Raw genomic sequence first — 24,253 nt, forward strand, 5'->3', positions numbered from 1 at the left:
GCGACGGTGCACTTGGCAGAGACTTCAGGAAAATAATGTGAATTTGGATAAAATTAAAATTGCTCTGCAATATGCGCTTCCTAAACATGCAGTATCACGTTTAGTGGGTAAACTCGCTGCAGCCCAAGCTGGCGCGCTGACAACTCAGTTGATCAAGCTATTCATTAAGCAATATAAAATTGATATGACCGAGGCATTGCACGAAGATCCTGCGCATTATAAGACGTTTAATGAATTTTTTACTCGCCCGCTGAAGCCCGGTATTCGTCCGTTAGCCACTGAAGAGCATATCATTGCCCACCCTGTTGACGGTGCAATCAGTCAACTTGGCGATGTCGTCGATGGTCAGATCATTCAAGCAAAAGGCCATGATTACAGCCTACAAACGCTATTAGGTGGTAACGAGCAAGATGTTGCGCCTTTCCTAGGTGGTAAGTTCGCGACTATTTATTTGGCACCAAAAGATTATCACCGCATTCATATGCCAGTAGATGGCGTATTAAAAAAGATGATCTATGTGCCCGGTGACCTATTTTCTGTTAATCCTCTAACGGCACAAAATGTCCCCAACTTATTTGCTCGCAACGAGCGAGTAGTCGCCATTTTTGATACCGACATTGGTCCATTGTCAATGGTGTTAGTGGGTGCAACCATCGTAGCAAGCATTGAAACTGTATGGGCAGGCACTGTCACGCCACCAGCAGGCAAAGATGTATTTAGTTGGGATTACCCAACGACAGGGCCGCAAGCCATTAAATTGAAAAAAGGCGATGAAATGGGCCGCTTTAAGCTGGGTTCAACTGTGATTCTATCGTGGGGTGCAGACACTGCTGAATTCCTGGCGGATCAACAGCCAGAAACAGTAACAAGAATGGGCACGCCATTTGCGACCATCAATCAATAACAACTAAAAAGGCCCGCTCAGGGCCTTTTTATTATCTTCACCTGCACTTTGCACAAATGAGTTTAATTACATACCTTACATGCAGGGTCTTTCGCTAACGCAAACCGTCTTTGCATCAGCGTTAACGCATCAATACTCACAAAAAAGCTCTCTCCTTGTTGCAAGCCCAATATCGCATTACACACGGCTTGCGCTTGCATTGAGCCAACCATGCCCAGTAACGGGCTCATTACCCCTGCGTTTTGACAGTTAAGTCCTTCGCTACCCTGCTCAGCTTCAGGAAATAAACATGCATAACAGGCACTGTACTCGCGGTAATCAAAAAAGCCAAATTGCCCACTGGTGGCTTGCGCTGCGCCCGAGATCAACACTTTTCCATTATCAAAGCAATATTGATTAAGTAAATAGCGTGTGGTGAAGTTATCACTACAATCCACCACCAAATCAACACCTTTTAATTGCGCTTCAATGTTGTCTTTAGAGAGGCGAAGATTATGCGGGTTAAGTTGAATATCATTGTTCAAACTGGCCAACACTTTTTTAGCAGCAAGGCTTTTATCCTGCCCCAAGTGATTAACCTTATATAGTATCTGACGCTGAAGATTCGACAGCTCAACCTTATCATCATCATAGAATGACAAGGTGCCAACGCCACTGGCCGCCAAATAAAATAACACTGGGCTACCGAGCCCTCCGCAGCCAATGACTGCTACATGCGCCGATTTGAGCTGTTTTTGACCCGTTTCTGACACTTTGTCTAACAAGATATGGCGACTGTATCTCAGCCGCTCCCTATCGGTTAATTCTCCGCTCATTGCTCGCCTATGGTCTGCTTAAGGTCGATAATCGCTTGCTCAGGTGACTGCGCCTCGGTAATCGCGCGAACCACAGCGACACTACCAACGCCCGTCGCGGCAACTTCACTGGAGCGGGCCAAATCAATACCACCAATGGCAACTGTCGGATATTCGGAGCGCATGAGAGGCACAAAGTGACGCAGTTTTTCTAAGCCTTGGATCTGCCCTGTCATATCTTTTGTGGTTGTTGGATAAATTGCGCCAAAGGCTAGGTAGCTAGGTCGATAATTATGCGCACGTAGCATTTCATAAAAACCATGCGTCGATAGGCCTAATCGTAGCCCAGCTTGTTTGATAGCATTTAAATCCGCAACATTTAAGTCTTCTTGACCCAAATGCACACCGTATGCACCATGTTTTATCGCCAGTTCCCAGTGATCATTAATAAACACACGGCCGCCATAGGTGTTGCCAAGCTCAATTGCTTTGGCAATATCCTGCTCAAGGGTTGGAGAGTCAGCATCTTTTATGCGTAACTGAACTGTTTTAACATCATTCTTTAAGCACAGTTCAATCCAATCAACGGTATCCACCACAGCATATAAGCCTAGCTCGCCTTCAATGGGTGCAAACCCAGCGGCGTAGTTGTACTCATCAGGTACTAAAAATTCAAGCTCATCACCCAACCAGCTGCCAGGCTCAATCACTTGAGGGTAATCCGCAATAGACTCTGGGAAGTGAGTATGTGCAACAGGCCCAATCCCCTCACCATAGCGTTTAGCCGCTTTCAGCCCTGCATTGATATAGGCTTTACCCAAAATAAAGGCATCTTTGAGTGGATAACCTGTTGCCAAACAAGCCGCAATAACCGAGGACAAGCTGCACCCCGTACCATGTGTATGCGGTGTATTAACAGACTCATTGCCCAGCCAGTATTCTTCCTCTTGATGCCAGCAGTAATCAATGCAATACCCTTTCGGGTAATCCCAATGGCCACCTTTAATCACCACAGACTTTACCCCAAATGACAGCAGCTTTTGTGCCGCCTCTCGCACCGCATCAGGTCCAATTAAATAGACGCCCGTCAATAACTGCGTTTCATGGGTATTTGGTGTGATCACATCCACTAAAGGCAGTAAGTGAGTTTTGAGAGCATCAACAGTGTCTTCTTCTGTCAATGAATCACCACTGGTCGCAATTGCCACAGGGTCGTATACAATCACAGGCGGCGTTTCCCAACGCGCCTTGTAGCGTGTCAAATGCTCAGCAATCAATTGAATTTGCTGCACATTGGCCAACATACCAATTTTTATAACCGCAGCCGGCATATCCGACTCAAGCGCCAATAATTGCGCTTCTATAACCTCGGTTGATACCGCATTTAAAGACTCTACACCAAGGCTATTTTGTGCGGTCAATGCCGTAATAGCTGTGCAACCATGTACGCCAAAGCTGTGCATCGCTTTTAAATCTGCTTGCACACCTGCACCACCACCGGAATCAGAACCTGCAATACTCCATACAACTTTTGACACTTGGACTCCTAATTTTCTTAATTTTGATGCCAAAAAGGCATGCCCATAGTAGGCGTTGAAGGCGCTGCGACCTCTTTTTCTGGCATTGCTTGTGCAACATAGCCCATACGACCCGCTTCCACAGCATGAGAAAATGCCGCCGCCATCTTGACCGGATCGCCGGCACCTGCAACAGCACTGTTTAATAGCACGGCATCGTAACCTAATTCGAGTGCTTGGCAAGCATGGGAGGGTAACCCAAGACCGGCGTCCACCATCAAGGTTTGCTCTGGTAGGCGTTCACGAATGGTCTTTAAGTTATAGGTATTAATGAGCCCTTTACCTGTCCCTATCGGCGCACCCCATGGCATAAGCACTTCACAGCCAAGATCCGCTAATCGCTGACATAACACTAAATCATCAGTGCAATAGGGTAATACTTTAAAGCCGTCTTTCAACAAGATATCCGTCGCTTCTAACAAACCAAAAGGGTCTGGTTGTAAATTATATTCATCACCAATCAGCTCCAGCTTTATCCAATCGGTATCAAAGACTTCTCGGCACATCTGCGCCAGAGTCACGACTTCTTGCACACTGTGGCAACCTGCGGTATTTGGTAGCACTTTAAGCCCAGTCTCTTTTATCAGCTGCCAAAAGTCTTCACCTGCTGAAACCGAGTTTTGTCTGCGCAATGATACAGTCACGATTTCTGCCCCCGAGCTTTGTATCGCTTGCTGCATAATTTGCGGCGAAGGGTAAAGCGCAGAGCCAATCAATAATCGACTATTAAAATACTCACCATAAATATTAAGCTGTTCAGAATGAGGGTTAATCATCTAACCCCCTTGGATAGGTGAGAGCACTTCAATGCTGTCACCTTGATTAGGCATGGTCTCGCCAAGCTTCGCTGAGGGTACAAACTGCCCATTGAGCGCCACTGCAAAGGGCGGCTTTGCCCCTTTGCTGACGATGATTTGCTGCAAAGACTGTGCGCTTTCAATACGGATAGCCTCGCCATTATAAGTTAGATTCATAGTAGCCCCTTTGAAAGTGCTTGTTGTACAACAACTGGCGCAAGTAAATACCCATGCCGATATAAACCATTAATTGAGATGACATTATTCTGAACTTCGATATGCGGGTGATTATCGACAAACGCAGGCCGTAAGCCCGCATTTAAGGACATGACTCTCCCCTCAGCAAAACCACTGTGTACCGTATAGGCCGCTGATAACAACTCCAATGTAGAGCGCACGGTAATGTCATTGGCATCTTGAGACTCTATCTCAGTTGCACCAATCACATATTGATGGTTTGGCTTAGGCGCAATGTAAATCGGGTAACGTGGATGCATTAAGCGCACTGGACGCTGTAAATTGACCTCTGGTGCAAATATACGCGCCACCTCGCCACGCACACCGCGAAGCCCTGGCTTATCTTGCTTAGCCCCCACCCCTCGGCAATCAATGATCCAATCGAATACTTGACCATTAACTTTACCCTCTTTAATAACGGCAGCTTGAGTAAATTGAAAATCGACGCCGCGACGGCACAACGTCTTATAGCTGCTTGTAAAGAAAGCGAGGTTATCTAATTGCCCTTCACAGGGTAAATACAGCCCTTGGTTAAATTTGCTGCCAAGTTCAGGCTCTAAGGTAGCAATATCACGTTGGCTCACCCGTGTTGATTGATGTTCACCCAAAGGTTTTAAACGCTGTTCGAAGCTCTGTAGATCGCCTCTATCTTGTTGGTGCGCGACGATTAAACTACCTTGCTGCTGAAAAAATACCGGTGTGTCTAGCTTTTTAAGTAAACTGGGCCACAAAGCAATGCTTTTCAAGCCTTGCTCAGCAAGTGTTCGGTCACAAATCACCGATTCCGCCAAAGGCGCTAACATAGCGGCGGCTAGAGTGCCGGCACCCGTTTGCGCATCTTGCGGATCTTTTTCAAAAATAGTGAGTTGATAACGATCCATCAACTCCAATGCTGCGACCCTGCCAACTAAGCCAAACCCAACGATAGCAACGGATGGTTTTGCTCCGTACTCTGTCATGAGAATTCCAGTTGTTGTGCGCTACAGCACTAGACTGCAGCGCTATAAAGTTAAATAGCTTTGTGATAGATCTCAGAGCCAGTGCTCTTGAACTCTTCAGACTTTGCCTTCATTTCAGCTTCAACATCAACCATTTTGATTTCAATCGCATCACCCACATTATTCGGGTCAATACCACGCGCTTCTAGCTCTTTTGCATAGTCACGGACATCTTGGGTAATTTTCATTGAACAGAACTTAGGTCCACACATTGAACAGAAATGTGCGACCTTGCCTGACTCTTGTGGCAGTGTTTCATCGTGGTAAGACAAGGCTCTTTCCGGGTCAAGACTCAAGTTGAATTGATCGTGCCAGCGGAATTCAAAGCGCGCTTTAGATAACGCATTATCACGGATCTGTGCACCACGGTGGCCTTTTGCTAAATCAGCAGCATGTGCAGCAATCTTATAAGTAATTAAGCCTTCTTTCACATCCTCTTTATTCGGTAAGCCCAAGTGCTCTTTTGGTGTTACGTAACACAGCATCGCTGTACCGTACCAAGCGATCTGCGCCGCGCCGATACCCGAGGTGAAATGATCATAGCCCGGGGCAATATCCGTTGTCAGTGGGCCAAGCGTATAGAAAGGCGCTTCATGACAGTGCTTTAATTGCTCATCCATATTCTCTTTGATCATGTGCATTGGCACGTGACCTGGGCCTTCAATAAAGACCTGTACGTCATGCTCCCATGCGATTTTTGTCAGCTCACCCAATGTGCGTAATTCAGATAACTGCGCGTCATCATTGGCATCTGCAATAGAACCAGGACGCAGACCATCACCTAATGAGAAACAGACGTCATACTGCTTCATGATTTCACAGATGTCTTCGAAGTGCGTGTAGAGGAAGTTCTCTTTATGATGTGCAAGACACCACTTCGCCATAATTGAACCACCACGCGACACAATACCGGTGACACGTTTTGCCGTCATAGGCACATAACGTAGAAGCACGCCAGCATGGATGGTGAAATAATCAACACCCTGCTCCGCTTGCTCAATTAAGGTGTCGCGGAAAATTTCCCATGTAAGATCTTCTGCAACCCCATTTACCTTTTCAAGCGCTTGGTAGATAGGCACGGTACCAATTGGGACTGGCGAGTTACGCACTACCCACTCACGGGTTTCATGGATATAACGACCTGTAGAAAGGTCCATCACAGTGTCAGCGCCCCAACGCGTTGACCATACTAGCTTTTCTACTTCTTCTTCAATTGATGAGGTGACCGACGAATTACCAATATTGGCATTCACCTTAACCAAAAAGTTACGACCCACAATCATAGGCTCAGATTCTGGGTGGTTGATATTATTTGGAATAATCGCTCGACCACGCGCTACTTCTGAACGAACAAATTCAGGTGTAATAAAATCTGGGATCTCTGCTCCAAAAGACTGACCTTCATGCTGCTCTGCCAATAGCTCTTCACGAATTTTTGCACGGCCCATGTTTTCACGGATAGCAACAAATTCCATTTCAGGTGTAATAATCCCCTGACGTGCATAGTGCATTTGTGTTACATTTTTGCCCGGCTTTGCCCGACGTATCTTAGGTAGGTTTTCAAAACGAATATGATCTAAGCCTTCATCCGCCATACGTTGCTGAGAAAACTTTGAAGTTACTGAGTCTAACAGCTCTGTGTCGTCACGGTTAACGATCCAATTCTCTCTATACTTTGGCAAACCTTCACGGACGTTTAACGTAAACTCAGGATCTGTATAAGGGCCTGATGTATCGTACACTCGAACTGGCTCATTTTTTTCGTAGACAGGTTCTTCTTCTGTGCCCCCAACAAAAGAGTCATTCAATGAGATCTCTCTCATTCCAACACGAACACCATCTTGCTCTCCATCTACATAGATTTTCTTTGAATTAGGAAAGGGTTGGCCTTTAAGGTTATAGATAAATTCTGAAGCCGCTTCGCGTGACTCGCGACGTGACAACTTGCTACTGTTATTTGACATGACATGCCTCATTGTTAGTTAAGGTGTCTTGTCAGAATTCCGAAAGGAAGAGATAGGGTTCACTTATCTATACCATATAAAAAGCATAGCTAGACAGTGATGTTGGTGGAAAAGTTTATTAGCACGACACTAGCAAACTTGGCAGCCTTAACATCCATACACTTTGGTACACCATCAAGGCAGCTTGTTCCCTACGCAGGCATTAACCTGATCAGGTCCACGGATCCCGCAATACAGCGATCTCAGCCCAAAAGGGCACTCCGACAAGTAACGAATTGAGACAAAGTCTACTGAATGTCACCCCATTAGTCAAAGCGACCTTCAACCAATTTAAAACGCCATTCAAGGTCCGAACTTAAAACCAACTCACTTTGTTTATATTGCATAGGCGCCCCAATTTGGAGCATATTTAAAAATGCATCCTCTCGCTCGTTGGTCGCTGCATCACATAGCTTTCTGGTCATACCAATATTAGATACAAATAATTGTCCGTCTTTGATTTCAGCTTGGCCAAAAAAGCGATTGCAACCAGCAAAACCATTAACACGAAAAGCATCTAAAAATTCGATACGGATGGGGTCATTTTTAACGTTCATATCATCAGATATAAACTGCCAGCTTGAATATTTGAGTGTGTCTGCGTTTACCGTCCCTGTACTTGAGCATCCCATCAAAACCACACTCAACAAGCATAATAAAAAGGAATATTTCATGGTAAACCAATCGTTTGATAATCAGTGCTAATTATAACGCTTGGCAGCACAGAATAGGCAGTAAAAATATGTAATAAATTGCCTATCCTGTTAAAAATTACGAAAATAGTTGCTCAATTTCCTGAGGTAGGAACGGACGGCCGCGCTCATTGACCGATGTACCTGTTACGATCGCATCCAACATCAGTTTATCATCTCGGCTTCTTAGTACTTTTTGATGAAATGCAAACTTCAGTTTACTGACTTTCTCCACTTCAACTTCAACATAAAACGCATCACCTGGGCGAAGGGAGTCTTTGTAATTCATCTCAGAGCGGATCACAACCAAGTTTACTTTTTGTTCAGCTAACGCTGCGAAATCGATATTTTTATGCGCTAAAAATTCATGTCGCGCATGCTCTAAATAGTTAAAATACACACTGTTGTTCACGATCCCCTGCAGGTCACATTCATAATCTCTTACTTTAAAGTCAACTTTAAACGTCATCATTCGTCCTCAAATTAGATTGCAAAAGTTTATAACACAATTTTTCAGTCATCTGGTCGGGCTTTTGCTAAACTAGTGCGCAACTAACACGGGACATATATAAACGAATGAAATTAAAACTCTCTTTACTCACCATGGGTCTGATGGTGGCATTTTCTAGCTCAGCGAATGAGACAAACTCTACAGCAACAAATAGTATTGAAACCATTGAAGTTAGTGGAGACTTTCAGCAAGAATCACTACAAACATTAAGTGCAAGTGCTTCTGTCTTTGGTGAAACGCAAATTACTACACGTGGCGCTAGCTACTTAGATGAAATCCTCAACAGCGCAGCCAATGTCAACTTTACTGCTGGCGCTTCTCGTGGCCGCTTTGTGCAAATCCGTGGGGTTGGCCTGCGATCACAATTTGTTGATCCAATCACACCCAGTGTGGGCGTTTTAATCGACAATATTAATTATTCTGGCCTTGGTGGCAGCGCATTGCTATTCGATGCGGATCAAGTCGCCATTTATCGAGGTCCTCAAGGCACTAAATTTGGTGCAGACGCCATGGGCGGGATCATTGATATTCACTCAAATTCACCCACCCAAGCGCCCAGCCTCAACCTTAAATTAGGCGCTGCAAATTATGGCACACACGAAGCAGGCGTTGCGGTCGGTGCAGGTCTGACTGACACGATTGCCGCACGTGCCAGTATTTATCAAAAGCAATCTGATGGCTTTGTTGAAAATGTGTATTTAAATGAGGACACTCAGGATTTAGATGAAAGTATCGCAAGATTTAAACTCAACTATGCTGCGAGCGACGATTTAAACCTAGACTTTGCCTATCACCACATTGATATTGAGAATGGCTATGATGGCTTTACTTTAGACAATACACGCCAAAGTGTTGCAAGCCAGCCTGGTCAGGATACACAACAAAGTGATGCATTCTCTTTAACCGCTGACTACACAGGTTTATCTTCTGTCGACATTGAAATACTTACCAGTGGTCTGCAAGCTGATACCGTATACAGCTATGATGAAGACTGGGTTTGTGCAGATTTAGCGCAACCGTCACTGTGTGAAGCTGGCCTTCACCCAGATCATATCGCTTACTATGGCCAATACTTTGACAAGTATGCGAGAGACCATGAGAGAGGCTCGGCCGAAGTAAGAGTTAAAAGCAAAGATAAGTCTTGGGTCGTTGGAATAGTGAGTCGCAGACATGATGTCGATTTGGACCGTAATAGAGGCAAACATGGTGACTTCCCAGCACAGTTTAAATCTAACTTCGAAACACAAAACCATGCCTTATTTGCACACAAGGTCACACAGCTACAAGATGATGTCAGACTCATTACAGGTATCCGCGTTGAGTCATATTCAAGTGATTACATGGACAGCAATGCATTCGACTTAGACACAGATGATACTATGGTCGGTGGCAAGGTTGCGCTTGAGTACCAAGTTGTGCCACAAACAATGATCTATACCAGCTTAAATCGCGGTTACAAAGTGGGTGGTGTGAACGGTGAAGCACTTGCTAAAGCCAAAGATGATGGCATTACAATTCCACAATCAGGCTTCACATTCGACCCTGAGTACCTCTGGAATCTTGAGTTTGGTGTTAAAGGCCAATCTGAAGACAAGCGCCATACTTTAAACCTCAGCGCATTTTATATGCACAGAGAAGACATGCAGTTAAAGCAATGGCAATTAGAAGGCGTGCAATTTGCCGGATTTATTAGCAATGCTGGCAAAGGCACAAATTATGGCCTTGAAATCGAGGGGAGTAGCCAACTGCTTGACGCACTGTCACTGCAATATAGTGTGGGTTATTTAGATACCAAGATTGAGGACTTCATTACTGTGAATGGCGACGACTTTGATGGCCGCGAACAAGCTCAGTCACCAAAGTATCAATATGCCTTTAGCTTTGTCTATGACGTTACCAACAACATCAGTGCGCAATTAGGATTTGAAGGTAAAGATGACTACTTCTTCTCTGATAGTCATGATGCTCAAGCACCAAACCAGAACCTGATCAATGCCAGTGTTTCATACTTCAGTGAAAGCTGGAGCTTAACAGCATGGGGGCGTAACTTAGCAGATAGAGACGTGCCTGTACGTGGCTTCCAATTTGGTAATGATCCAAGAAATGGCTGGGCAACGGATACGTATGTACAATATGCAGAGCCTCGTGTATATGGCTTAACGTTTAACTATACACTGTAATAAAAAACGGCGCTTTAAGCGCCGTTTTTACTGTTATCTTTGACTCTACTCTGGATCTGGTAAATTTCTACCGTAAAAGACTTCTTGAATTTCACGATTTAATTTATTACGGATCTCTTCTTCTTCCTCATCAGTGAGCTCATCCGTTGTAATACCGAATAGATAGGTATTCAAATCGGTTTCTTTAAGCATCATCTTAGTATGGAACAAGTTCTCTTGATACACGTTCACATCGACCATTTGGTAAGCGTCTTTTGTATCTTCAGTCATAAAGTTCTGAATTGAGTGAATTGGGTGATCAATATAGTGTTTTACACCGTTCACATCACGGGTAAAGCCACGTACTCGGTAATCGATTGTCACCACGTCTGACTCAAGCGAGTGAATTAAGAAATTCAGCGCTTTAAGCGGAGAAATAATGCCACAGGTAGACACTTCAATGTCCGCTCTAAACGTACAGATCCCATCGTGCGGATGCGCTTCTGGATAAGTATGAACACAAATATGGCTTTTATCCAAATGGGCCACAACTGAATCAGGTAAAGGTCCAGGTGTTTCCTGAGAATGCGGCATCGTCCCCTCTACCGGCTCCTCAGATACCAAGATAGTCACACTGGCGCCCTGTGGGTCATAATCTTGACGAGCGATGTTCAAGACATTCGCACCAATAATATCGACAACTTCCTTAAGAATATCCGTTAAACGCTCAGCACTATACTGTTCGTCAATATATTCGATATATTCTTTTCGCTGTTGCTCAGTTTTGGCGTAGCAAATATCGTAGATACTAAAGCTTAAACTCTTTGTTAAGTTGTTAAAGCCGTGGAGTTTAATTTTATTAAAGGGCTTGTTCACGATAGACCCACCTTAAAACAAGAAAATCTGCGCTGCAGAACTAAAAGTTCGCGGATTTTATACGAAAAGTAACAGCTTAAAAAGCGTTATTTTTCTTCGCTTTGTACAACCTCGTGGGTATGCGTAATTTCCACTGCTTTTTCAAGCATTAAGGCAACTGAGCAGTACTTTTCGGCAGACAAATTAACGGCGCGAGCAAGGTGCTTTTCAGACACATTGTCACCCGTAACTACAAAGTGTAGATTGATTTTGGTGAATACTCTAGGCGCAGACTCTGCACGCTCTGCAGAAAGTTCGACTTCCACACTCTCAACAGATTGTTTTGCTTTCTTAAGAATGCTGACAACATCCACAGATGCACAACTGCCCGCCGACATTAATACCATTTCCATCGGACTAGGCGCTGCACTGTCAGCACCTGCATCAAATACCACATTATGACCAGAGTGAGAGCGGCCTAAAAATGTATCGCCACCAACCCATTTTACACTTGCTTGCATAGTACACCTTCTAAAACCAATAACACCGCCATCAGGCGGTGTTATTAAAAATATAAATCTATTCCAGCTTACTGAATGGCAGAATCAAATAAGTTTTTAACCAAACCAGCAAACTCTTCGATAAACTCTTGTTGTTCTTCTGTTACACGTTGATCAACAACACTTGATAACACTTCCTGTAGGTCGTACACAATGCCATCAACTTCACGTACGATCAAGCCGCGCTGCTCGGTTGATAAGCCAGTGTGCTGTTCACACAAACGGATCACATGTTCAGCGATAACGTCTTCAATTAATTCAACGACCTTAGGTGCATTCGGCTTTACCACACCCGGCTTTTCAAACAAGGCTAAATTTTGTGTCAGATACATGACTAACTCATCATATCCTTGTTTATCTAAAACCATATATTGCCCACCTGAGTTTACCAATGACATCTCCTATTGATTTAAGCAGAAACTCGATCTGATTGCTACTTTTGAGCGACCCTGAAAAATAAAAAAAGCAGCAAATGCTGCTTTTTAAGAATAAAGCGTGAGACTTCGTCTCCGCATCACAACATAGCATTTAGCCATGTTGTGAATTACCTAATGCAGGTAATTTTAATCTAATGATAGGCCTGGACTCAAGCTTCCTGGTAATGTAACTTTTTCAAGTTCAACAGAAGCAACTGGGTATGCACAGTAATCTGCTGCATAATATGCACTTGCTCTGTGGTTACCAGATGCGCCAATACCACCAAATGGTGCGGCACTTGATGCACCCGTGATTGGACGGTTCCAGTTAACAATACCCGCACGAATACGACGTAAGAAATGGTCATAATCTGCTTCATTGTCACTTAATAGACCTGCTGATAAACCAAAGCTGGTATCATTCGCAAGCTCAATAGCCGCGTCAAAGTCCGTGTAACGGAATACTTTCAGTAGCGGACCGAAGTGCTCATCATCAGGGAAATCAGCAACCTTTGTACATTCAATGATGCCAGGGGTAACAAAGCCAGTACCCGCAGTGTGCGTCAGCTCAAGTAAGCTCTCTGCGCCAAGGTCGATAAGTTGCTGCTGTGCTGCAACCATACCTGCCGCCGCCGTTTCAGAAATCATAGAGCCCATGAAAGGCTGATCAGCATCGTCAAAGTTACCAATCTTAATCGCTTTTGTTGCACGCAATAATTGCGCTAGGATTGCATCGCCCTGCTCACCGTGAGGTAAAAATAGTTTACGCGCGCACGTACAACGCTGACCGCTTGAAATAAATGCAGACTGGATAATGTCGTGTACAACCGCTTTAGTATCTGTCACATCTTTAACGATTAACGGGTTATTACCACCCATCTCAAGCGCTAAGATTTTGCCAGGTTGACCGGCAAATTGCTCATGCAGGAAGTGACCTGTGCGAGATGAACCCGTAAAGAATAAACCATCGATGCCTTTGTGCGATGCAAGTGCTTTACCTGTGTCTACTTCACCTTGTACTAGGTTAATAACACCAGCTGGTAGACCCGCTTTTTCCCAAAGCTTTAATGTCAGCTCAGCGACATATGGCGTTAATTCAGACGGCTTAAATACCACAGTGTTACCAGCAATAAGCGCAGGTACAATGTGACCATTAGGCAAGTGGCCAGGGAAGTTATAAGGGCCAAATACCGCAACAACACCATGTGCTTTATGGCGAATAACAGCACGACCTACAGGCATTGCATTTTCTACTACACCGGTACGCTCATTATATGCTTTTTCTGAAATGGCAATCTTACCTACCATTGCGCCTGCTTCAGTGCGCGTTTCCCAAAGTGGCTTACCTGTTTCTTTGGCAATTGCGATTGCAAGCTCTTCGCTATGCTCTTTCAAAACCTCAGCAAAACGTTTTACTACGTCTAAACGTGCTTCAAAGCTCAAATCGCTCCACAGATAATAAGCTTCGCGTGCTGATTTTACTGCGCTATCAACCTGTTCAGCGGTTGCTGCATTTGCTGACCAGATCTGTTCATTGTTTGCTGGGTTTACAGATACAAACTCTGCACCTTCACCCGCTGACCATTTACCATTGATAAATTGTGCTGCATGTGTTGTCATAATTCTTTCCCAATTAAAGATTTGCGATGCTTACAGTGTCGCCTTCAGTCACCTGAAGCGCATTTGCCAATTCAGCCGAAATGGTGACTTCTTCACCACTTTGCGGCACATCAAGCTCAACTGCCGTAGCACGATAGCCTGCTAGTTTATCATTAGCAATAAGCACTGGGGAACCATTTGTCTGTGCTGGTACATTTTCAGCAATACGCACCTTAAAGAACTGCGTTGCGCGAATAGTACGAATATTATCGACTTTCGCTTCTACCGTTGGACCCGCATCAAAAATATCGACATACCCGTTAAACGTGAAGCCTTCGCTTTTCAGCAATTCGATAGCTGGGCGTGTATTGTCGTGTACTTCACCAACCACGGCCTGTGCGTCTTCACTTAGCAAGTTAACGTAAATTGGATATTTTGGCATTAGCTCTGCAATGAATACTTTCTGGCCAATACCCGTTAAGTAATCTGCTGTTGGGAAATCCATTGAGAAGAAGTGCTCTTCCAACCACTTCCAAAATGGGCTACTGCCATTTTCATCAGATACACCACGCATTTCAGCAATGACCGTTTCTGCAAAGCGAGATTTATGTTGATTAATAAACATAAAACGAGATTTAGATAAAAGCTTGCCATTGAAGCCTTTACGGTACTTATCTTTTAAGAATAACGTACATAGTTCAGTCGCACCGGTATAGTCATTACACAGCGTCAGAATATCCACTGCTTTGTAAACATTTAAAGTGCGAGAAGAATGGATAACTTTACTTAAATGATAGTGATAAAACGCGTCATCTAATCCCACTGCTGCTTCAATCGCACTGGTTCCGACAACTTCGCCCGTCTCTGAGTCTTCAAGCACAAACAGGTAGCCTTCATCAAAAGGCACATCAGTTTCTTTAGCAAAAGACGTCATTGAACGTTCAATTTTGTTTTGTAGCAACTCTTCATTTAGAGGTAATGAAGTAAAACCATGCCCCGACTCTTGGGCAATGTTCAAAAGCGCTGGATAATCGCTTTTTTGGATTGGGCGAAGGATCATCATGAGCCCGCTTACTCCTCAGTAAACCTTTAGACAGGTGACGCTCTATCGAGCGCCACGTTGGTTATCGCTTGGTTTGTGCGACAACTTATGCGTTATTTTCTACAACGCGAGCAACTGCTTTTTCAAAGCGTGCCATACCTTCGCGGATGTCCGCATCAGAAATAACAAGCGATGGTGTAAAGCGCACTACGTTAGCACCAGCAACCAGTGACATAACGCCTTCTTTAACACCTTCAGTTAAGAACTCTTTTGCTTTACCAGCATATTGCTCAGTGACAACGCCACCAATCAATAAGCCTTTACCACGAATTTCAGAGAATACGTTGTACTTGTCATTGATTGCAGTCAGTAACTCACGGAAAAGTGCTTCTTTTTCTTTTACGCCATTTAATACTTCAGGTGTATTAACTGTATCGAATGCCGCTTCAGCAACCGCACAAGCCAGTGGGTTACCACCGTATGTTGAACCATGAGTACCAATTTTAAGGTGCTGTGCAATTTCAGTTGTCGTGATCATGCCACCAATAGGGAAACCGCCACCAAGCGCTTTTGCTGTCGTTAAGATGTCAGGTGTCACACCTAAACCTTGGTATGCATATAGCTCACCAGTACGACCAACTCCCGTTTGTACTTCATCAAAAATAAGCAGTGCATTGTGCTTGTCACATAACTCACGAACGCCTTTAGCAAATTCAGTCTCAGGTGAAACGATACCACCTTCACCTTGTAAAGGTTCCATCATTACAGCACAGGTCTTGTCAGAGATAAGCGCTTCGAATGCAGCTAGGTCATTATAGTCACAGTGAACAACATCGCCTGGCTTTGGACCGAAGCCATCAGAGTATGCAGCTTGACCACCTACAGTAACCGTAAAGAAAGTACGGCCGTGGAAACCTTTATTAAATGCGATAATTTGTGATTTTTCAGCGCCAAACTTATCTAGTGCCCAACGACGAGCAAGTTTAAGTGCCGCTTCATTCGCTTCTGCACCAGAGTTTGCAAAGTAAACTTTATCTGCAAATGTTGCATCAGTGAGTTTTTTAGCCAACCTAAGTGCTGGTTCATTGGTCATGACATTTGATAAGTGCCAGATTTTTTCGCCTTGCTCTTTTAATGCAGCAACAAGCGCTGGGTGACAATGACCCAAACAGTTTACAGCGATACCACCTGCGAAATCGATGTATTCACGACCTTCTTGGTCCCAAACGCGAGAACCTTCACCTTTTACAGGGATAACAGCAGAAGGTGAATAGTTAGGTACCATTACTTGATCGAATAATTCACGATTAATAGTCATTTTAAATCCTCATTTTAGCGAGTTCAGCACTGACACATGGGCGCTCGGAATTACAAATAATTACCTTCAGCAACACTGTAAAAGATCCGAAATTACCCAAATCGGCGCAAATTTCATACGCACATTATTCCAAAAAAATACCGGAATGTCTCATATAAAACACTCCTGTAACCCTTGATATTCAAGGCTTTAATATATTCTTTCAAGAACAGTGAATAACTATTAACGTCGTGATTGGATACGCCCCCATCATACAAGGATTTTAGTCGATCCTTAGCAATGGGGCGAATGAATGAATAAGCGTGAAAAAATTTCCAGTTTTTTTACAAAATTGTCAGCTGGAGGCTTTGTAATGATGTTTTGGCCAACAATTTTTCTTCTTGAGCGGTTAGACCTAGATAAGTAAACCAATCTTTGGCTTCATCCTGTTCAATTAAATGGCTGTCTTTCAAAAGCTGAAATTGTGCATAGCCGTACGCTTTTTTCAGCACCTGCGTCAATGGCAATAATTCAGCTGGGTTATTATTCACATTTGGCAGATAACTTTGCGCAAACTCCGACATGGCAGCATTAAATGGCAAGTATTTAAACGACATCTGCTCGATGAGGCGCTGGGAAACCACAGGAGCATGCTCAAGTAACAAATTACGTAAAAATAGCGGATCTGGCCCTAACTCTAACAGCGCAGTATGTAAGTCTTTTTGGCTTTTATCTCTGGCAATTTTAACTTTCCCTTGCCAAACACGCTCGTAAGTTCGCAAATATAAGCGTGTCAGAGCGATTTTACCCAAATCTAGTAACATGCCCAGCGTAAAGGCATGTTGCTCTTTTACGTCATAAAGAGGTGCCAATGCTTTTGCTGCTATGGCACTGGCCATACTCACATCTCTGAGCTTTCTTTTTAGTAGTGGAAACGGCTCCGTTGAATGTGGCATCCAATGCCGCACCGCAAATGTTGGGATCACCATCTGTAAATTTTCCAGACCGAGATAACGCAGCGCCAATGCTGGCGTATCCACTTTTACAGACGTCCCTTTACTGTTTACTTTGCGATACTGAGGTAAGTTCACCAGAGAAACCAGATCTCGACCAAGCCATGATAAGTCATTAACTAATGGCTCTAAACGCCCTACTGAGGCAGATTTAACGGCTAAAATATCTAATACGGTTGGCACCGCATCTTGTATGCCAACCACATCAGCATAAATCGAATCTAGGTCACTTAATTGAGTTTCTATCCCAGTTTCAATCACTTGATGCAGGTGGTTACTCGCCTTCGCGATATATTTATGATGACTGGTGCTTTTTTCTTGACGTTTAGCTGCCGCTGCCAACTCGACTTCGAGCATAGTACGTTGGGGGATAGACTCCCCAAAGTTCATGTCGAATGTATGGATATAACCTATCTGCTGCTGTGCAAAGTTATGGCTAATTAGAACGTCATGTGCACGCTGAGCGATGGCTTGAGCAATGTGCGACTGCCTAATATCTTGTGTCATCAATTATAATCTTTTTCGGTATATTAAAAGAAAGCTCTTTAAAGGTTAGAAGCGAGCAATAAAGTTATCAAGTAGTCTTAAGCCATACTCGGTTAAGATTGCTTCGGGGTGAAATTGCACGCCTTCCAATGCGAGATCAGTATGACACAAGCCCATTATTTCATCTAGTTCATTAGAGTCGCTTTGCGTCCACGCAGTAATCGCTAAATTGTTTGGTAATGTCTCAAGATCCACGGCCAAAGAATGATATCGACAGACATTAAACTGGCGCGGTAGCCCCTTAAACATCCCTTTTTCTGAGTGGTGGATCTGTGACACTTTACCATGCATCACAGATTTTGCTTTGTGTACTCGAGCTCCCATTGCTTGTGCAATCGTTTGATGACCCAAACACACACCTAGAATCGGAAACTGTCCTTTTAACTGTTGTACAACTTGCAAAGATATCCCAGCTTCATTCGGGCTACAAGGACCAGGTGAAATCACAATATGCGCTGGGTTCAGCTGCTTTATCTGGGCAATAGACACTTCGTCATTGCGCTTAACAAGCACATCTTGATCTAACTTTTGAAAATACTGGACTAGGTTAAACGTGAACGAATCATAGTTGTCTATCATTAATATCATTCCGTCTTTACCTCTAAACTTTTAAGACTCACCATGTTACTTACTACATAAAATTCAAAGTACTACTTCACTACCACTCTCACCGTGGTAACAATGGCTCACGCTCTGCAATTGGCCGTGCATGATAACACAATTTGTAAATTCACTGGCATAACCTCTCCCATGACCAAAAAATCAGCTTAAAGTGCGCGCACATACGCTGTTACATATAACACTAGACAACAGAAGGAAAAGGAAAATAGTATAGAGGAGCATTAAAACAATAAGGAAGAAAAATGAAATTCACAATCAAAAAGAAACGCATCAAAAATTTATCAACTGAGCACGCTATCAACACACTAAAAACCAAACAGATTGCTGGCGGAGCCGTTTTCCAATCACCTGATACCGATTTTTCAGTCGGTCAGCAATATACTTGCAAAACGGCATAAGCGTCAAACTCAGCTGGGCGCAGTTCGCTCAGCTGTTATTTGTAATTATTGAAACACCACGTTTTCGCTACCAGGTAAAGCTTTAAACTCTTCTAGCAGTTTGTCGCAATCTTTCAATATTTGTTCCTCAAGTCGCTCTTCAGCGCGCCAACGCTGAGTATCCATTTTGAAGATTTCCTTTTTTGAATACTTTTTGCGAGCATCGTGCGTCGGCATTTCTTTGACTTCATCGTACATTTCAAAAACACCTGGATAGGTCTTTTCTAAAACAACTTCTGAATCAAAGCTATATTGAGAAATCAACACCCAAACACGTAAACACCCTTCGGAGTACTCACACTGCTTTTGCTTCATCGCTTTTGCAATCAAATTTATGCTATCTGCTAATTTGCCATTGCGTTCTTGTCTGGATTTTTCCAGCTTCTTAGCCTGCTCTTCTTTCAATTTAGCAATCGTGTCCTTTTGTACTTTTAACTGCCACAGTAATTTGCCTGCATAAAAGGCTAGGCCTGCAACAATTAAAGCACCAACGACTAATGCGACCACCCAAATCGTGCTCATCGCTCATCCTCGTCATCATCTAACCACTCATCCGCCAGATCATTACTGACAAAATCAGCTAATGGATCAGCCTCAATCATATCTTCTTCTTCAAACTCATCATCTATGCCAAGGATTTCGCATAATTCTTGGTGACGAGCGATAGCGCGATTGAAGAACTTGGCATCTTTACCTGTTAATAGCTCTCCACGTTCATGACGCTCTAATAGCTTCATTAAGCGCTCATCATTTTCCAGCTGTTGCAACTCTTGTTCAAGCGTCAGTTCAGGCTCATTCGCCTTGCTGAGTGTCGCTTGTGGCGTCAGATGACGTTTCATCTGCGGCTCAGCCTTAGGTGTTTGTACTTCAGGCGTCAATGCAATTTTTTTCTTACTGCCTGCTCGCGGATCTGTTTGGGTTCCAGTTTGAGATTTCACCTCAATCTTGGCTTCTTGGGCATTACGAGATCCCGCTTTATTCCCTTTATTCTTTTTTGTGCGTTGCTCTTTCATAGCACGCAATTCATGAAGCTTTTCCTTACTTAATCTCGGTGTGCCATTTTCACCTAATTTGCGTGATTTCTTCTTTCTAGTCATGCTTCTCTACCATCTACTTTAACCGACTATTGCTTACTTAGAATGATAACGTCATTCCCAATAAACTCTAGCTTGGTGCCAAATTGCTTTGCTACATACTCAAACGTTTCGCGACTAAAAAATGAAATATGTGTTTGGTCATTTTTATAATGCCAAGATGCAAAACGTGTTGGATCTATGACAAGCTTGGTCATCATTGCAAGGGGAGCCTGAGGCTTCAGCATCGCCACTAGCTGTTCAAATACCGCTTTGGGCTGCGCTATATGCTCAATCACTTCCGTGCATGTTATAAAATCATATTGCGCATTTAAAACCGCTGGGGTATTTGCATAATATAAATCATACAAGGCGACTGAGTGCCCCGCTTCTTGAAACATCTTGGCCAATAAAGGCCCTGGACCACAACCAAAATCAAGCCCTTGTTGATGATTTTGCAAACGCGCGTTAATCGGTTCGAATACCCGCGACAGAAAACGACGATAGCCCATATCATGTAAATCATTTTCATGACTATCATAAATGGCTTTTTCTTCTTGCGGAGATAATCTGTCGCATGGCGCGACACTGACTAACTTACAGTGCTGACACTGCCAATAATCACGAAATTTGTCCCGATGATAGTGTTCTAGCGACTCTGATTCACAGAGGCCACATTGAAGCGTTTGTGGATTTTGCAAAGGTGATGAACCAAACCTGCTTAAAAGGGGTATTGTAACAGCAATTAAAAAGTGTACAAATAAAAAGACGGCAGAGATTACTCTCTACCGCCTGCTAATCTGAGCGTCTCAATCCGGACACTTCTCCCTTCGACTTTTAGTCTTTATTTTTCTTATTATTTATCATCCATTTTGTTTTTATTGTTACTTCCGTGGTGCTATCCATATTGTTTTTGTTATCAAACTTCCATTGCTTTTTTTATTTTCGGTCTTCCTAACGCTTTTGTACTCATCCTTGTTTAGTTGTATTCAAATGAATACTTAAAATTGCCGTCTACGCTTCCGTTTCGCATTGTCCCTGTTTTTGTATTGTCTTGACGACAGGGATTAATCTACGCTTATTTTAAATACTTACAACTAATCAATAACAAAATTATTACCTAGGCAACAGAAGGTAAATTAAAAACAAAATAAATACATACACTTACAAATAAATACATATTTAATTTGCGTTAAGTCCTACAAATTAGGAACGCCATTATCCCACATCAAAAGTGAGATATATCTCACAAAGTACAGATCAAAAAAAGGCAACGATCACGTTGCCTTTTTCAATACTAAAAGTTTACGTCATATTACGTAAAACCAAATACGACTTTAGTGCAAACCGCCCAAATACTTTGACAAAATCTCAATATCTTTGTCTGTCAATTTTGCAGCGATATCCCTCATCATACCATTAGCATCGTTGCCCCGAGTACCATCACGGAACTTGATAAGCTGAGCCTTGATATATTCAGGATGTTGAAACGAAATTTTCGGGAATTGCGCCAAAGATGTCCCATTACCTCTTGGGCCATGACATGCCATACACGAAGGGATCCCTCGCTCAGCATCACCCGCTCGGTATAGCTTTTGACCAGTTTGAACAACGTCTTCTGGGGTTGTGCCTGCACTCATTGGCATACTTGCAAAATAGGCTGACAAATCTTTCATGTCTTGATCCGACAACGGCATGGCCATGCCACTCATCACTGGATCCATACGGCCTTTAGCACCACCTGATGTCATACCCAACTTAAACTCTTTGAGCTGTTTATACATATAATCAGCATGCTGACCTGCAATTTTTGGATACATGGTTACAGGGGCGTTGCCATTTGGTCCATGACATGCTGCACACGTTGCCGCCTTAGCCTTACCAGCTTCGGCGTCCCCATCGAATGCTACTGCGCTGTTGAATGACAGCGTGCCAAGCAGCATAGTTAAAGATAATGCTATTTTTTTCATGGTAAATTCTCTGTTCCGACCCTGTAACTATCTGTTTAAATGAAATACGCTAAATTTCACCGAAATAAACAGATACTAATCTGTGCACATTGACTTAAATTTATTAAGTGACGCTCAATGTTTATTGCTTTACCTTGTAATATTTAGATACTACACGATAAAAAAAGCCCCGCCATGCTTAGTGGCTATTATAAAACTGCTAATTTATAGGTAATTGACATAGATTAAACTTAGTCCAGAAATTCTCTTGACGCTGCTAAAAATTGCCGACTTTCTCAGCTTTTGCATTGTGTGCCAGATGTAATAAAATAGGTATGAATTAAAGAATCAAGCAATCCGCCTAGGAGTTAGAGTGTTAAAATCTCGTATGCCATATAACCGCGCTACTTTCATCACCAGCGCACCTGATATTACCCGCCTACCTGCAGACAGTGGCATAGAGGTCGCATTTGCTGGGCGTTCTAACGCTGGCAAGTCTAGTGCTTTGAATACATTGACAGATCAAAAATTGGCACGCACCAGTAAAACCCCTGGCCGTACCCAGTTGATCAATACCTTTGCTCTCGATGAAGACAAGCGCCTGATTGACTTACCTGGTTACGGTTTTGCTAAAGTCCCCATTGAGATGAAGAAGAAATGGCAGAAGTCTTTAGGCGAATATTTGCAAAAAAGACAGAGCCTAAAAGGCATTGTGGTTTTAATGGATATCCGCCACCCTATGAAAGATTTAGATATGGATCTCATCAATTGGGCTGTAGGAAGTAATATTCCGGTACTTGCACTGCTGACAAAAGCGGACAAATTAAAGCAAGGCAAACGCAAAGCCGAAGTTTTACAAGTACGAAAAGCCCTTTCTGAACTAGACGGCGATATCACTGTGCATGCCTTTTCATCGTTAAAAGGACTTGGACTAAAAGAGCTTGCTTGGCAGCTCGATGATTGGTTCCTAGGACCTTATGTAAAAGAAGAAGCGGACGATAACGAGCCAAACAACTAGGTTAGCTCGTACGCCTGTCCTGCGGAGTGCAATGTCATCGACTGTCGTTGCTCATTGTACTTCGCAATCTCTACCCATTGATAATAGACATTGCGCTCAACACGCGCGCACAACCCATAATTTAGCTGTAAATGCGGAACTTGCTGGTCTTTATACTCTGCCATGTACAAAGGAAATGCCTTACAGATAGGCCATAGCCTACCCAAATTATCTTCGCAGATAATCGTTGGCTCAACCTTATATTGCTGTGCAACTTCAGACACATGCCAAGCAACAATAATAAATGGACTTTCTTCTACAGTGACTGGACATGTTTCAGACGGCGTTTTCAGAGTATATTCACCCTGCTCACAACTGAGCACACTGGCAAATAAGCGCACCAATGCGAGACGTTTAATCTCATCCCCTTGATGAAACCAACGTCCTGCGCCATCAATTAAAAATGTGCCTACACCACACTCTCCAGCTTGCCAATGCTCCGTCGGTGAATGTGCAGACACATAGTGCGCTATTAACTGTTCCAGTTTATCTGTCATGAAAAACCAAATTAAATGTCACAGGAACAGTTTGTGCGATGCTAGTTAAACCTGCCAACTTGCGTAAGACTTCAATCCCATCAGTCAGGTCAAAATCACGGCTATTAATCAGTACTGCACGCAGTGGTGATACTTGCAATGTTCTTGTCTGTTTGTTCACCATAAGATCCAGCTTTAACACCAAGCTTTTACCATGCAAATTAAGTGTAACTGGTACTGCTTTAAGCACTTGAGGACCCGTATTGAGCTGGGATAACCATGGCTTAATGTCAGCCTTAATGGTTGCTGTTTGATATTGAGAAACATCAAAAAGCACTTTTTTCATGCGCTCATTTCTGATTGGGATCAGAGATTCAATACTGCTCAAATCAATCTCTATACTCAACTGGCCTAACTCAGTGATCTCGCCAGACAGTGATGTGAAATGATGATTCTCAGCAACACTATTTAATTTTATAGAGGTGAAGCTCAAATCACTCAGCTCATTATTTAGCTGCCAAGCGGGCACCGCTTGAGACATTAAGCATAAGCTACCCAAAAGAAAAGGCTTAAGCATGACATATTCCTATTTGTAAAATTTTTCACATCTTAACAAATAAATATGGAGAGAGTTAGATTT

Annotated in this window: 26 protein-coding genes and 1 riboswitch; of the genes, 4 read left to right on the forward strand and 22 right to left on the reverse strand. The window is 43.3% G+C overall.

Translation table 11 applies throughout. The features are described 5' to 3' along the window. Positions 1-37 precede the first annotated feature (37 nt). Complete coding sequence (gene asd / locus L1077_RS03520; protein ID WP_063368098.1) at positions 38-904, forward strand: archaetidylserine decarboxylase; 867 nt, start codon at positions 38-40, stop codon at positions 902-904. 62 nt (positions 905-966) lie between these two features. Here the strand turns inward: asd and L1077_RS03525 are convergent, their stop codons facing one another. The 8 genes from L1077_RS03525 to L1077_RS03560 all read right to left on the reverse strand — a co-directional run bounded on the left by L1077_RS03525 (position 967) and on the right by L1077_RS03560 (position 8,471). Beyond that, positions 967-1,719, reverse strand: a complete 753-nt coding sequence (locus L1077_RS03525; protein ID WP_237135610.1) for a HesA/MoeB/ThiF family protein — start codon at positions 1,717-1,719, stop codon at positions 967-969. Next, the gene (gene thiE, locus L1077_RS03530; RefSeq protein WP_237135611.1) at positions 1,716-3,236 is read right to left on the reverse strand and encodes a thiamine phosphate synthase; all 1,521 of its coding nucleotides are present in this window, start codon (positions 3,234-3,236) and stop codon (positions 1,716-1,718) included. Before thiE ends, L1077_RS03525 begins: the two co-directional genes overlap by 4 nt. Before the next feature lie 17 nt (positions 3,237-3,253). Beyond that, positions 3,254-4,051, reverse strand: coding sequence for a thiazole synthase (locus L1077_RS03535; protein WP_237135612.1), 798 nt, complete (start codon positions 4,049-4,051; stop codon positions 3,254-3,256). After that, entirely contained in the window at positions 4,052-4,249 is a 198-nt protein-coding gene (gene thiS / locus L1077_RS03540) for a sulfur carrier protein ThiS (RefSeq protein ID WP_237135613.1), read from the reverse strand. Next, positions 4,246-5,268, reverse strand: coding sequence for an FAD-dependent oxidoreductase (locus tag L1077_RS03545; RefSeq protein WP_237135614.1), 1,023 nt, complete (start codon positions 5,266-5,268; stop codon positions 4,246-4,248). Before L1077_RS03545 ends, thiS begins: the two co-directional genes overlap by 4 nt. A 50-nt stretch (positions 5,269-5,318) precedes the next feature. Beyond that, positions 5,319-7,271: a phosphomethylpyrimidine synthase ThiC gene (thiC, locus tag L1077_RS03550; RefSeq protein WP_063368104.1), complete on the reverse strand. Its 1,953-nt coding sequence runs from the start codon at positions 7,269-7,271 to the stop codon at positions 5,319-5,321. 171 nt (positions 7,272-7,442) lie between these two features. After that, positions 7,443-7,544: riboswitch (TPP riboswitch) on the reverse strand. Positions 7,545-7,576: 32 nt separating this feature from the next. Continuing rightward, entirely contained in the window at positions 7,577-7,984 is a 408-nt protein-coding gene (locus L1077_RS03555; RefSeq protein WP_237135615.1) for an META domain-containing protein, read from the reverse strand. 97 nt (positions 7,985-8,081) lie between these two features. Beyond that, entirely contained in the window at positions 8,082-8,471 is a 390-nt protein-coding gene (locus L1077_RS03560) for an acyl-CoA thioesterase (RefSeq protein WP_063362876.1), read from the reverse strand. A 107-nt stretch (positions 8,472-8,578) separates the two neighbouring features. Here L1077_RS03560 and L1077_RS03565 point away from each other — a divergent pair, with 107 nt between their 5' ends. Beyond that, the gene (locus tag L1077_RS03565; RefSeq protein WP_237135616.1) at positions 8,579-10,693 is read left to right on the forward strand and encodes a TonB-dependent receptor; all 2,115 of its coding nucleotides are present in this window, start codon (positions 8,579-8,581) and stop codon (positions 10,691-10,693) included. Between the two features lie 45 nt (positions 10,694-10,738). Here the strand turns inward: L1077_RS03565 and speD are convergent, their stop codons facing one another. From speD to L1077_RS03605, 8 genes are all read right to left on the reverse strand, one after another. Next, positions 10,739-11,548, reverse strand: a complete 810-nt coding sequence (speD, locus tag L1077_RS03570; RefSeq protein ID WP_039607607.1) for an adenosylmethionine decarboxylase — start codon at positions 11,546-11,548, stop codon at positions 10,739-10,741. A gap of 86 nt (positions 11,549-11,634) precedes the next feature. Continuing rightward, positions 11,635-12,048 carry an OsmC family protein gene (locus L1077_RS03575; protein ID WP_063362859.1) on the reverse strand — a complete coding sequence of 138 codons (414 nt, stop codon included), beginning with the start codon at positions 12,046-12,048 and terminating at the stop codon, positions 11,635-11,637. 68 nt (positions 12,049-12,116) lie between these two features. After that, positions 12,117-12,455: a DUF3802 family protein gene (locus L1077_RS03580; RefSeq protein WP_187301397.1), complete on the reverse strand. Its 339-nt coding sequence runs from the start codon at positions 12,453-12,455 to the stop codon at positions 12,117-12,119. A gap of 195 nt (positions 12,456-12,650) precedes the next feature. Beyond that, complete coding sequence (gene astD / locus L1077_RS03585) at positions 12,651-14,123, reverse strand: succinylglutamate-semialdehyde dehydrogenase (protein ID WP_237135617.1); 1,473 nt, start codon at positions 14,121-14,123, stop codon at positions 12,651-12,653. A gap of 13 nt (positions 14,124-14,136) precedes the next feature. Continuing rightward, a complete protein-coding gene (gene astA / locus L1077_RS03590; RefSeq protein ID WP_237135618.1) occupies positions 14,137-15,165 on the reverse strand; it encodes an arginine N-succinyltransferase in 1,029 nt (342 codons plus the stop codon). Between the two features lie 85 nt (positions 15,166-15,250). Then, positions 15,251-16,462 (reverse strand): aspartate aminotransferase family protein, encoded by a 1,212-nt coding sequence (locus L1077_RS03595; RefSeq protein WP_237135619.1) that lies wholly within the window; start codon positions 16,460-16,462, stop codon positions 15,251-15,253. Positions 16,463-16,785: 323 nt separating this feature from the next. After that, positions 16,786-17,961, reverse strand: coding sequence for an HDOD domain-containing protein (locus L1077_RS03600; RefSeq protein WP_237135620.1), 1,176 nt, complete (start codon positions 17,959-17,961; stop codon positions 16,786-16,788). A 45-nt stretch (positions 17,962-18,006) separates the two neighbouring features. After that, on the reverse strand, positions 18,007-18,588 hold the full coding sequence (locus L1077_RS03605; protein WP_237135621.1) for an anthranilate synthase component II: 582 nt from the start codon (positions 18,586-18,588) through the stop codon (positions 18,007-18,009). A gap of 275 nt (positions 18,589-18,863) precedes the next feature. On the opposite strand from L1077_RS03605, the gene L1077_RS03610 reads away from it, so the two are divergent. Beyond that, complete coding sequence (locus L1077_RS03610; protein ID WP_237135622.1) at positions 18,864-19,019, forward strand: hypothetical protein; 156 nt, start codon at positions 18,864-18,866, stop codon at positions 19,017-19,019. 45 nt (positions 19,020-19,064) lie between these two features. Here the strand turns inward: L1077_RS03610 and L1077_RS03615 are convergent, their stop codons facing one another. From L1077_RS03615 to L1077_RS03630, 4 genes are all read right to left on the reverse strand, one after another. Next, positions 19,065-19,580 carry a DUF2489 domain-containing protein gene (locus L1077_RS03615; protein ID WP_237135623.1) on the reverse strand — a complete coding sequence of 172 codons (516 nt, stop codon included), beginning with the start codon at positions 19,578-19,580 and terminating at the stop codon, positions 19,065-19,067. Then, complete coding sequence (gene yihI / locus L1077_RS03620; RefSeq protein ID WP_237135624.1) at positions 19,577-20,155, reverse strand: Der GTPase-activating protein YihI; 579 nt, start codon at positions 20,153-20,155, stop codon at positions 19,577-19,579. The genes L1077_RS03615 and yihI overlap by 4 nt, the downstream gene beginning before the upstream one ends. Before the next feature lie 26 nt (positions 20,156-20,181). After that, positions 20,182-20,832, reverse strand: a complete 651-nt coding sequence (locus L1077_RS03625; RefSeq protein ID WP_237135625.1) for a class I SAM-dependent methyltransferase — start codon at positions 20,830-20,832, stop codon at positions 20,182-20,184. A 636-nt stretch (positions 20,833-21,468) separates the two neighbouring features. Further along, positions 21,469-22,101 carry a c-type cytochrome gene (locus L1077_RS03630; RefSeq protein WP_237135626.1) on the reverse strand — a complete coding sequence of 211 codons (633 nt, stop codon included), beginning with the start codon at positions 22,099-22,101 and terminating at the stop codon, positions 21,469-21,471. Positions 22,102-22,453: 352 nt separating this feature from the next. Between L1077_RS03630 and yihA the strand changes: the two genes are divergently transcribed. Then, the gene (yihA, locus tag L1077_RS03635) at positions 22,454-23,098 is read left to right on the forward strand and encodes a ribosome biogenesis GTP-binding protein YihA/YsxC (RefSeq protein ID WP_237135627.1); all 645 of its coding nucleotides are present in this window, start codon (positions 22,454-22,456) and stop codon (positions 23,096-23,098) included. Here the strand turns inward: yihA and L1077_RS03640 are convergent. After that, positions 23,095-23,634: a DUF1285 domain-containing protein gene (locus L1077_RS03640; protein ID WP_237135628.1), complete on the reverse strand. Its 540-nt coding sequence runs from the start codon at positions 23,632-23,634 to the stop codon at positions 23,095-23,097. The genes yihA and L1077_RS03640 overlap by 4 nt on opposite strands. Beyond that, positions 23,624-24,190, reverse strand: a complete 567-nt coding sequence (locus L1077_RS03645; protein WP_237135629.1) for a YceI family protein — start codon at positions 24,188-24,190, stop codon at positions 23,624-23,626. Before L1077_RS03645 ends, L1077_RS03640 begins: the two co-directional genes overlap by 11 nt. Between the last annotated feature and the right edge of the window lie 63 nt (positions 24,191-24,253).

This window comes from Pseudoalteromonas luteoviolacea (assembly GCF_021654285.1).
GTDB classification, from domain to species: domain Bacteria; phylum Pseudomonadota; class Gammaproteobacteria; order Enterobacterales; family Alteromonadaceae; genus Pseudoalteromonas; species Pseudoalteromonas luteoviolacea_J.